General features: G+C 40.3%; 10 protein-coding genes. 4 read left to right on the forward strand and 6 right to left on the reverse strand.

Annotation, left to right across the window (positions count from 1 at the left end; genetic code table 11):
* Positions 1 to 28 precede the first annotated feature (28 nt).
* The 3 genes from pcrA to AC504W_RS24670 form a co-directional block, all read right to left on the reverse strand.
* Positions 29 to 2,356 (reverse strand): DNA helicase PcrA, encoded by a 2,328-nt coding sequence (gene pcrA / locus AC504W_RS24660; protein ID WP_494874873.1) that lies wholly within the window; start codon positions 2,354 to 2,356, stop codon positions 29 to 31.
* Positions 2,357 to 2,544: 188 nt separating this feature from the next.
* A complete protein-coding gene (gene mazF, locus AC504W_RS24665) occupies positions 2,545 to 2,892 on the reverse strand; it encodes an endoribonuclease MazF (RefSeq protein WP_494874874.1) in 348 nt (115 codons plus the stop codon).
* A complete protein-coding gene (locus AC504W_RS24670) occupies positions 2,886 to 3,128 on the reverse strand; it encodes an AbrB/MazE/SpoVT family DNA-binding domain-containing protein (RefSeq protein WP_494874875.1) in 243 nt (80 codons plus the stop codon). Before AC504W_RS24670 ends, mazF begins: the two co-directional genes overlap by 7 nt.
* A 390-nt stretch (positions 3,129 to 3,518) precedes the next feature.
* Between AC504W_RS24670 and glgA the strand changes: the two genes are divergently transcribed.
* A complete protein-coding gene (gene glgA, locus AC504W_RS24675; RefSeq protein WP_494874876.1) occupies positions 3,519 to 4,997 on the forward strand; it encodes a glycogen synthase GlgA in 1,479 nt (492 codons plus the stop codon).
* Between the two features lie 374 nt (positions 4,998 to 5,371).
* Entirely contained in the window at positions 5,372 to 5,857 is a 486-nt protein-coding gene (locus AC504W_RS24680; protein ID WP_494874877.1) for a hypothetical protein, read from the forward strand.
* 103 nt (positions 5,858 to 5,960) lie between these two features.
* Here AC504W_RS24680 and AC504W_RS24685 read toward each other — a convergent pair whose 3' ends face one another.
* Positions 5,961 to 6,590 (reverse strand): HAD-IB family phosphatase, encoded by a 630-nt coding sequence (locus AC504W_RS24685; RefSeq protein WP_494874878.1) that lies wholly within the window; start codon positions 6,588 to 6,590, stop codon positions 5,961 to 5,963.
* Positions 6,591 to 7,090: 500 nt separating this feature from the next.
* On the opposite strand from AC504W_RS24685, the gene AC504W_RS24690 reads away from it, so the two are divergent.
* Positions 7,091 to 8,215 (forward strand): hypothetical protein, encoded by a 1,125-nt coding sequence (locus AC504W_RS24690; RefSeq protein WP_494874879.1) that lies wholly within the window; start codon positions 7,091 to 7,093, stop codon positions 8,213 to 8,215.
* 136 nt (positions 8,216 to 8,351) lie between these two features.
* Complete coding sequence (locus AC504W_RS24695) at positions 8,352 to 8,918, forward strand: hypothetical protein (RefSeq protein WP_494874880.1); 567 nt, start codon at positions 8,352 to 8,354, stop codon at positions 8,916 to 8,918.
* Positions 8,919 to 8,935: 17 nt separating this feature from the next.
* Here AC504W_RS24695 and AC504W_RS24700 read toward each other — a convergent pair whose 3' ends face one another.
* Entirely contained in the window at positions 8,936 to 10,015 is a 1,080-nt protein-coding gene (locus AC504W_RS24700; protein WP_494874881.1) for an ATP-dependent 6-phosphofructokinase, read from the reverse strand.
* 72 nt (positions 10,016 to 10,087) lie between these two features.
* On the reverse strand, positions 10,088 to 11,119 hold the full coding sequence (locus AC504W_RS24705) for a dihydroorotate dehydrogenase-like protein (protein ID WP_494874882.1): 1,032 nt from the start codon (positions 11,117 to 11,119) through the stop codon (positions 10,088 to 10,090).
* Between the last annotated feature and the right edge of the window lie 54 nt (positions 11,120 to 11,173).

The following is an 11,173-nucleotide window of genomic DNA, read 5'->3' on the forward strand; positions in this document are numbered from 1 at the left end:
GGCTGAGGGTTTAGGTTTTTGAGAATATTCAATCTACTTTTTGCAATTGAGCTACTCTGGGGTCAATAATTTTTTGACCTAAACTAGCAAATTTAATTGCTACCGATATTTTATTTCCTGAACCGAAAATGTGAGTTATTTCCCCAATTCCAAAGGTTTTGTGTAGTACTTGATCACCAACTTGCCAATTGTGAGAGCCGTCTTGCTGTCCGTTGTTTGTTGTAGCAGTTCTACTAGGATAATTTTGACGAATTTTACTTTGGCTAGTTAATAATTCTGGGGGTAATTCGTCTAGAAATTGCGATCGCAATGCAGGTTCCCGTGAACCATATAAACGGCGTTCGCGGGCGAAGGATAAATGTAACCTTTCTTGGGCGCGGGTAATTCCTACATAACACAAGCGGCGTTCTTCTTCTAAGGATGCGGGGTCGTTCATGGAACGGTAGTTGGGGAATAATCCCTGTTCTAAACCCACCAAAAAGACTACGGGAAATTCCAGCCCCTTAGAAGCATGTAGAGTCATCAAAGAAACTGCTGTTTGTCCTTCTTTTAAATTATCTAAATCAGAACTCAAGGCTGTACTTTGCAAAAATGCTGTTAAGGAAACATCCTCATTTTCTTCTTGAAATTGCAGAACGGCGTTATAAAGTTCTTGAACGTTTTGAATTCTGTCTTCTGCTTCATCTGTACCTTGGCTTTGTAAGTCTTGGACGTAACCAGATTCTTCTAACAAACCCATGACGATTTCGGAAACTGGAACTGTGGCGACTTGTTCTTGATAGCGGCCAATCATTTGGCCAAAATTATTCACCGCTTTTGCTGAACGCCCAGCTAATGTATTCACAGATGTTTCATCACTGAGAATTTCCCACAAGCTAACACCTAATTGCTGCGAGGCGTTAATTAAGTTATCAATGGTGGCTTTACCAATTCCCCGCCGCGGAGTATTGATGACGCGCAATAAACTGACTGTGTCAGATGGGTTGGCGATCGCTCTGAGATAAGCTATCACATCTTTAATTTCTTTGCGGTCATAAAATTTCATCCCCCCCACCACTGTATAAGGAATTTGATTCCTCACCAACAATTCTTCAAAGGGGCGAGATTGAGCGTTAGTGCGATACAAAATTGCAAAACTACCCCAATTTAATTCGGGATGTTGATGTTCTAAGGTGCGAATTTGGCGAATGACAAAATCTGCTTCCGCCAGTTCATCATCGGCTTTATGACAATAAATTTGTTCACCACTTCCCCGCGTTGGCTTGAGAACTTTATCAATGCGTTGGGTATTATTTTCAATTAATTCGTTCGCCGCTTGTAAAATATTTTCACAAGAGCGATAGTTTTCTTCTAACTTCACCATTGTGCGGGTATCTTCATCTGGCAAACCATCGCCGAAATCGTTCTGAAATTCTAGTAAAATGGTAAAGTCTGCCATACGGAAACTATAAATTGATTGGTCAGCATCGCCTACTACAAATACCGAGCGATTCTGCCAATTCCATTCGCTTTTTCTCTCTTCACCATTGGTCACTAACAACCGAATCAAGTCATATTGAGTGCGGTTGGTATCTTGATATTCATCTACCAAAATATGACCAAATTTGCGATGCCAATAACCTAATACTTGCTCGTTTTGTTGAAATAGCTTAGTAGGGACAAGAATTAAATCATCAAAATCGAGGGCATTGTTTTCTGCTAATTTATCTTGATAGGAACTGTAAACTTGAGCTATTACCCGTCCGCGATAATTCGGCTGGTCTTTTTCAAATTCTTGGGGTGACAAACCTTGGTTTTTGGCGTTACTAATAGCGTAGCGTACAGAACGCGGTTCAAACTTTTTATCGTCGAGGTTTAATTGTTTAGTGACGATTTCTTTAACTAAAGATTGAGCATCAGATTCATCGAAAATAGAAAAATTCCGATTCCATTTGCGCCCCTTTTCATCTTGATATTTCTCAATATCAAACCGCAAAATCCGCGAAAATAAACTGTGGAATGTGCCGCACCACAAATCTTTGATAGTTGTGCGGTAAACTTGCGATCGCAGTTTTGTTTGTTCGTGTTCTGGTAATAAATCAAATTTTGTCCCGTGTTGCGTCATCGCCAATTGTTCGGCGAATAGCTTTTGAATACGTTCCTTCATTTCTCGTGCGGCTTTGTTGGTAAAAGTCACCGCCAAGATATTTTCCGGATTGACACGGTGTTTGAGAATCAAGTTAGCGATGCGATAAGTTAGTGCGCGTGTTTTACCAGAACCAGCGCCAGCCACAACTAACAACGGGCCACAATAGTGTTCTACGGCTTGACGTTGGCTAGGGTTAAGGTGACTGAGAAAGTCAATAGTTGTAGTCATGGCGTGAGGGATGCGGGTGAGTCGCTGCTTGTTCTATGGTATTTTACCAGTGTCAACCCTGTGGTTTTAACTAGAAGAGTGCGATCGCACAAATATCAAGCCAGAGTATTCTTGTTGATCATAAAGACTAACCCAAAAACGGAAATAAGTCTTGCTAATGTGCTGTTATCAAACTTGAATATCATTCACTACAATAACAACGCTGCAATCTTGGCTTGCACTTCTTCAATCACTGTCTCTGGTAAAGACTCAACAAACTTAACATTACGAGCTTTCCAGTCTAAACACTTAATTTGATCTACAAGAATAACTCCGTAAGTCTTGAACCCTGATGGGATAATTACCTCCAAAGGATAGCCCTTTTGTTGCTTGGTGATAGGCATCAATAATGCTAAGGAAGTTTTCTCATTATAAGTATAGGGAGAAATCACAAAATCCGGCCTCACACCTTTTTGCTCATGTCCTCTTGTGGGTTCAAAGTCTAAATAAACAATATCTCCCCGATTAGGAACGTAAGGATTCACTTGTGTTACCAAACTTCATTTCCTACATTGATTCCAGTATCAACTTCAGTATGGAGATTATCTGGAGTGATTTCTTGTACCAATTCTTCAAGTGAGTATCGCTTGCGAATTTTGGGTTTCACTACTAAATTTCCATCTACCACGGCAATTTCCACTTCAGAACCTTCAGCTATTTGAATTTCTTTAGCTAAATTTTGGGGAATACGAATAGCAAGACTGTTTCCCCACTTTGTAATAGTTGCAATCATAAGACACCACTAAAATGAGTAATACTAATTCCCCAAAATATTGCTACACATAGGCAGCAGAGGGGCAGGGAGCAGGGGGAGAATTATCGATAGTCTGGATTTAGAGAATTGGTATAAAACAACTTTAAGCAATCTGGGAATTAACTACGTATATACATAGTATATACATATAATTAAACTTATTTGATTGTTTGGAACATAAACTTTACTAAACTAAATACCCCTCAAATCTCCTCAGTATAAGTCTTGCAGCAGATGGAACACCCCGACTATCTCCCACTTGTATTAAGCTTTGGTGATTAACATTGGCTTACGTACTTGTCAATGAGTACATATTGCATATACTGAACAGTATAGTGATTATAAAGTTTTGTATAGCGAGGACTAGGAATGTACATAGTACAGATTGCCTCGGAATGCGCTCCTGTAATTAAAGCAGGCGGTTTAGGGGATGTTGTCTACGGACTGAGTAGAGAATTAGAGGGCAGGGGAAATTGCGTTGAAATCATTTTGCCCATGTATGATTGTATGCGCTACGACCATATTTGGGGTCTGCATGATGCTTACAAAGACTTGTGGGTACCCTGGTACGGTGCAGCAATTCACTGTTCTGTATACTGCGGATGGGTGCATGGAAGGCTGTGCTTCTTTATTCAACCCCACTCTGAAGATAATTTCTTTAATCGCGGCTGTTATTACGGTTGTGATGATGACAATATGCGCTTTGCCTTTTTCAGCAAAGCCGCTTTAGAATTCTTAAATCAAAGCAACAAGCGACCTGATATTATCCATTGTCATGACTGGCAAACAGGCTTAATTCCCGTATTGCTGGCTGAGATTTACAAATACAATGGGATGGAATATCAGCGGACTTGCTACACCATCCACAACTTTAAGCATCAGGGAATAGGTGGTGGAGAAACGCTTGCAGCTACAGGTTTAAATCGAGAGGCTTATTATTTCCAATACGATAAGCTACGCGACAACTTCAACCCTTTTGCGTTGAACTACATGAAAGGGGGTATCGTTTACGCCAATGCAGTCACTACAGTGTCGCCAAACCATGCTGAGGAAGCTCGTTATACCGAAGTTGGTTGTGGTTTAGGACATACACTGCATTTACACCAAGATAAATTCACTGGGGTGCTTAACGGTATCGATTACGATTTTTGGAATCCTGAAATTGACCGATACATCCCCACGAACTATAGCTACGAAGATTTTGAACAAAAAATATATAACAAAAAAGCTTTGCGAGAGCGACTCTTGCTGGACGCTGCGGATAAACCAATCGTTGCTTATATCGGTCGGTTAGATAATCAAAAAGGTGTGCATTTAGTACATCATGCTATTTATCATGCACTCAGTAAAGGCGCACAGTTTGTCTTACTTGGTTCAGCTACAGAAGCCGCAATTAATACTCATTTCCACCACGAAAAAGAATTTTTAAATAATAACCCCGATGTGCATTTAGAATTGGGCTTTAATGAGGAATTATCTCACCTCATTTATGCAGGGGCGGATATGATTGTTGTTCCCAGCAATTACGAACCCTGCGGTTTAACCCAGATGATTGGTTTAAAATACGGCACAGTACCCATTGTTCGTGGTGTTGGTGGGTTAGTAAATACGGTATTTGATCGAGATTACGACCAAAATTTACCACCGGAAAAACGTAATGGTTACGTATTTTATGACACAGATAATTATGCGCTTGAGTCTGCGATGAATCGAGCAATTGATTTGTGGTATGAATCTCCTGATGAGTTCCAGCAACTAGCGATTCAGGGAATGAAATATGACTACTCATGGAACATTCCGGGAGCAGAGTATCTCAAGATTTATGAGTGGATTAGACACCGTTGGTAAGCCAGCATCATTAAATAACTTTCTCTGAGAAGCGGATTTATCTTGGGTTAATTTAATATAAATTCGATACTGTAGGGTGCGTTTCGTTATGGCGATCGCACCTTTACTAATTTATAAATCTTCAAATAATTTTTACTAGTTAAAGATTTGTTTCTTATTCTCTTAATTGTCGGGAAAGTCTCACGATGCAGCTTGAAGTTAACCAAGACTGTAGCTGGTTGCGTTAATAATTTTTCACATCTAGTGAAAGGTCAATATAATTCTCTGACTAATTGAATATCTCAAGATAGAGTTCAATCTTGTAAAACAAGCTATAGATCAAAATATAAACGTTCTCATAGCTTGATATTTTCATCATGTTTTAAGAGGTAACTATGCTCCACCACATTTCTATTTCTGTAAAAAATCCTCAGCACGTAGCTAATGTAATGGCAGAAATTATGCACGGTAAAGTAATGCCATTTTCACCTAATCCTGGTGGATATATGCTGCTTGTAGGAGATGAATTTGGCACAGGAATTGAGTTTTATCCATTGGGTAGTGAGCTTATTCCCGATAGATGGGAAGGACAAGCCGGATTTCAGCTGAATGAACATCCCGCAAATTACACATCAGTTCATGCAGCAATTTCTGTTCCCCTCAACATAGAGGAAATCGAACGCATTGGCGCACGGGAAGGCTGGCGAGTGCTTCCTTGTAGCCGTGATGGTGCTTTTGATGTGGTGGAATTTTGGCTGGAAAACCGTTTGATGTTGGAACTCCTGACACCGGAGATGACAGCAAAGTATTTGGAAGTAACAAACCCAGAGAGATTAGAACAAAGAGCTAATTCTGTTGCGGGTGTTAATATGCGTAGATAAACTTTTAAGCTGTTACCCCCTAAAAGAGGGTAACATCTAATATTTGTTGCAGCAGATACTAAACCTTTTAGTTTGGCTATTGTTGCTTGGATAGGAGGTGAAGTCATTTCCAAAATTGCTGTAGATACGCCTGAATATCTGAGAAATTATTCCAGAGAATATAGGGCTTTTTGTGTTGGTCTAAATAGTGCGCCAGGCGATCGCGGGCAAATACAATAGAAGCTTGTAAGCCTATATTTAAGTCTGTGAGGGAGTCCCCAATGGCAATTGTCTCATCAGCGGGATATTCAGCCATCACTTGCACTTTGGCGACTAATTCTGTACCACCTTCATAATCAGAATTCACCTTGAAGTAAGCACCACTACTATCTAGATCAACGGCGTGAATCGCTGCTACTCTTGGGACTATCTCACCTAAAACAACTTCTACCATTCCCCGTAATCCGCCAGACACCACCACCAAAGGGACACCTTGAAAATCCAGAAAATCTAGCAGTTCGCTAAAGCCTGGACGGATGAGTTGCGATCGGGTATATTCTAAAATTTCTCCATACTGTGCAGAGGGAATTGATTCTAAAATTTTCTTGACTCCCTCTCTTAGTGTTACGCGCTGTGCATACATTTCTGGTAGTAATTGTGCAGCAACTTCTGGTGCAAACTTTTTTAGCACCGCCACAAAGGTTTCTTCAACTGTGATTGTGCCATCAAAATCACAAAAAACAATTCGCTTCACAGCTTGAGCCTCTATCTAAAGTATGAACTTCTCTATACATATCGATAGATATATTTAGATCTGTATTTGTCACAAGTCATCCTATTAGCTTATGACTTGAGATCGATTAATAAATACAGATTTTCCATTAAAAGAATACAAGTACTAAACATTAGGAAATTCAAATAAAAATTTTGTATAGAGATTTACAAAAAAACACAATATCGTATGTTAAGTTTAATACTGATGTAGCAAAAATCAAGCTCTTAACTGGTTGGGATACTATTATGCTTTAATCAAAGATAAATCAAGTACTCATATATGTATACTAAGTAAGTTGCTAAAATCCAGATTTTATGAGCTATCAAGGGCTGATAATAAATACTTGTAAATTTTGTAACCAAATATAAATACGATACTCAGATTTAGTTTCAAACAATTGCAAACATAAACGTTAGCAAGTGCTATCTCAAGTAGTTTTGACAACTAAATTACAAAATTAATGCTCAACAAAACTTACCATGAATGTACTATCTATTACAAAGCTTGCTGTCCCAGATAGATTTTGGTACACAGGCGTTGGAAAAAAAGTCTTAATTGAGTTTGGTGGCGATCGCCCGAAAATTCTGCCAAAAGCTGGATATAGTTCAGGATTTGAAGCAACTGCCAGCTATACTGATCCCATAACAGGTAGACTTCGGTTATATAGCGATGGTCAACTAATCTTCAACGGGCAAACTCATCAAATTTTAGAAGATGGCGTTTGGGGTGCAAAAAGTTGGTCAGCAACACAAGCAGTGACAATTGTACCGACTCCTGATGGTAATCCTGACAGATTTTACATCTTTACCAACAACAACCAGGCGATATTCTACTCTATTGCAGATTTATCTAAAGGTATCAACGGCTCAGTTATTCTTTTGAACCGAAAACTCACAGGGAAACTCGATAACCCAGGAGAAGCCCTTGGTGTTGCGCCGCATAGTAATGGTAAGGCTTTCTGGTTATTGATTTTCAACGGCAGAACCGAGATCAGGGCTTACTTAGTAGATAAAAGTGGTATCAATAGCAAATATGTTTCCTCATCAATTGTGTTTCCAGAAAATCGGCTGAACCCCTTAGTTGGTAAAAGAGTTCATAAAGGTTCAATTATTTTCAGCCCCAATTGGAACAAAGTCGCCTTGGGTGTAGCCGGATTAGGAATTGCGATCGCCAAAATTGACCGGACTACAGGTAAAATCAGCCACAGTGATTTTTTAATTCGTGGTTCCGCTGGTTATTCCTGCGCCTTCTCACCTGACAGTACAAAGTTGTATTACGCTAAAGGTGATTGGGAGTTTGGCCAGTGGAGTAAACATACCTTAGAAGGTTGGAATGCGACTCCACATCAAATGGATTTAGTCACCGAGATAGAAACCGAAATTGATACCCTAGCTATTGGTGATGTAACTGGCTATTCTGGGCCGAGGTTAGCACCTGACGGCAAAATCTACTGGACAGGCCAAGGTAAATCTTCCCTAGCTGTGGTAGAAAACCCCAACGCACCAGGATATGCTCTCCGATTCCACCCTGATGGTTTACCCTTGGGAAATGGTGTATTTGGTAGTTGGAACTTACCAACACAAACATTTAGTTTTTTGACATAATTCTTGGTCTAAACATATAAGGATTCTCAATAGTTCACTGTGTCATGGTAGAGAAGTGTCTAGTTCTGCGATCGCCGTATAACTCAGGTTATAGTGGGATTTTCTTTCTGAAAAAGAACACGCCAGATACAGTGAAATGAAATATATTAAGCGTCACGTTAAATGGATTGAACTCATTGTCGAAGTTATTTTTTTAATAGTATTATTTCTACTAGGACTCTTCCTAGAATATGAATTTGCTGCTTCCTTGTTCTGGCAATTTTACTTATTTATGGCTGTTTTAGCCCTAATCTTACTCTTGCCAATATACTTAAAATCTCGGCGTAAACAAGAATTGTGGCTGTTCATTGGTTTCAATATTAGTCTATTAACTCTACATTTTTTGACTCTCAATCCTGTAAAACCTTTCACAAAGTTTTATCTCGACGCTAAAAATGGGATGACAATTCAGGAGGTTCAAAGCTTATTTAACCAGCGTTTTCCCCAAGGGGGAAGATTTCCGCAACCGGAATGGGCATTAAATGATGAACATAATGATGGTGTCTGGGAAAATCGTGACCCTCAAGAAAAAGGCTTTGTCGCTATACCTGACCAGAATTTAAATTACATTCTTGACCCAAACAATGGTGATTACAATGCGGAAATAGTGACTGTTTATTTCCAAGATGGCAAAGTGGTAGGAGCTAAATATTTGCCTGATTGATACTCAGCACTTAGTGATTATTCACCCACATAAGTGCCTAAAGCGCGAGCGCTTTGCACCAAATAACCGCCAGGGTCTACGGGTGAGGGACTTTTAGCCACTACATCTGCAATGGGAACAGCGACAACTTGACCATTTTGCCAAGCTACCATCTGGTCATATTTTTCTTGCGCGATTAAATCGACAGCAGCTTTGCCAAAGACTGTAGCTGTTAATCTGTCTAAAGCCGAAGGAATTCCACCTCGCTGAATGTGACCTAAAACCGAAACTCGCGTATCAACTTGATGGCTAGTACATTGCGTAATTTGGTCAGCAATATATTGTCCCATCCCACATTTTAATGATGGGTATTTACCATTTACGTCTAAACTACAACTATTACCAAAATCTGCTGTCATTGGAGAAATGCCTTCCGCAACCACCACAATGGCAAATTTTCGTCGCCAAATATTTCGCAGTTCGTCAAGATGTTGACATAAATCAGGAATTGTGTATGTTAATTCCGGGATTAAAATTACATCTGCGCCGCCTGCGATACCTGCGTATAAAGCCAAATGTCCAGCTGTGCGCCCCATAACTTCGACAATCATCACGCGATCGTGGCTGGCGGCGGTAAATGTGAGACGATTGAGAGCATCGACAATTGTATTCACAGCCGAATCAAATCCGATCGCTCTTTCTGTTAAAGCAACGTCATTATCTATGGTTTTGGGGATGGTGATTAAATTCCAATTGCCCAGAGTAGCTAGTTGATGGATGATGTTCATACTGCCATCACCACCAATGGCAATCAAGGCATCTAATTTTAATTCTGCATAACTAGCAATCATCTCACTAGCACGGGCTAGGGTATCGCCTTTATTGATTGTGCCGAGGATAGTACCACCCATATTCAGCAGGGGATCGATACCGCGTAAATCCCAACCGTGAACACTGAGTGCGATCGCTTGTCGCTCTAATAAACCTTGTGTAGCATAAGGAATACCAACAACTTCCCAATTGTATGTGAGTGTGGCATGGCTCACAACCGCACGAATTACACAGTTCAACCCCGGACAGTCGCCGCCACTAGTCAAAATACCAATACGTTTTTTCATAGTCAATGGTCATTGGTCATTGGTCAAAAGGCAGAAGGCAGGGGGCAGAAGAATGAAATTTCATACTTCATCTCATCCGTGATAATAAGACGGCTCATAAATTCGCCCCCATTCTGGTTTGTAAGTCTGCAAAGCCTTCATATATTGAGCGCGTTCAAAGGCGTTAGGATTAGGACAATTTTTCTGGCTCATACTTCCTTGCAATTGCTGGACGGATTCATATTCGTGTTTTTCCATCCATTCGCGCATTTCTTCTTCAATACAGCGGATGTGATTAATGCCTTGACGCAGCAGTACAGAACACAACATGGTAATATTTGCCCCAACCATCAGCATTTTTAAGACATCAAGGGCGTTATGAATCCCACTAGTTGCGGCTAAGTCAGCATTGATGCGATCGTAGAGAATAGCAATCCAGCGCAGAGGTAAGCGAATATCTTGGGGAGTGCTTAACAGTACATTTGGTTGTACTTCTAAGGTTTCGAGGTTGATATCTGGTTGATAAAATCGGTTGAACAACACCAAAGCATCAGCCCCAGCCTGATCTATACGCTTGGCCATATTTGCCATATTGGTAAAATATGGACTCAATTTGACTGCAATAGGAATATTTACAGAAGATTTGACTTTATGCACCATGTTTGCATAACCTTGCTCTATTTCTTCGGCTGTTACTTTTGTGTCAGTTTGAACGTAATAAGTATTTAATTCTAGTGCTGATGCACCTGCTTGTTCTACAAGTCTGGCGTAGTCAGTCCATCCACTCAATGAAGAACCATTCAAGCTGGCAATAATGGGGATATCTACCCTTTCCTTGGCGTGGCGAATTAGTTCTAAATATTCTTCTGGGCCGATGCGAAATCTATCTGGTTCGGGAAAATAAGTCAAAGATTCAGCAAAGCTTTCTGTGCCATAAGTTAAGTGATGATGCAGTTCATAGCTTTCCATACTTAACTGTTCTTCAAACAGTGAGTGCATAACTACTGCACCCGCGCCAGCATCTTCCATCCGTTGAAGATTATCAATCTCTTCAGTTAATGGCGATGATGAGGGGACAAGAGGCGATCGCAATTTCATCCCCATGTATGTTGTAGTTAGATCCATATCACTTTATTCCTAGATAGCTGAGTAAGAAGGCAGGGGGCAGAAGGCAGGAGG

The organism is Nostoc sp. C96, assembly GCF_059384975.1.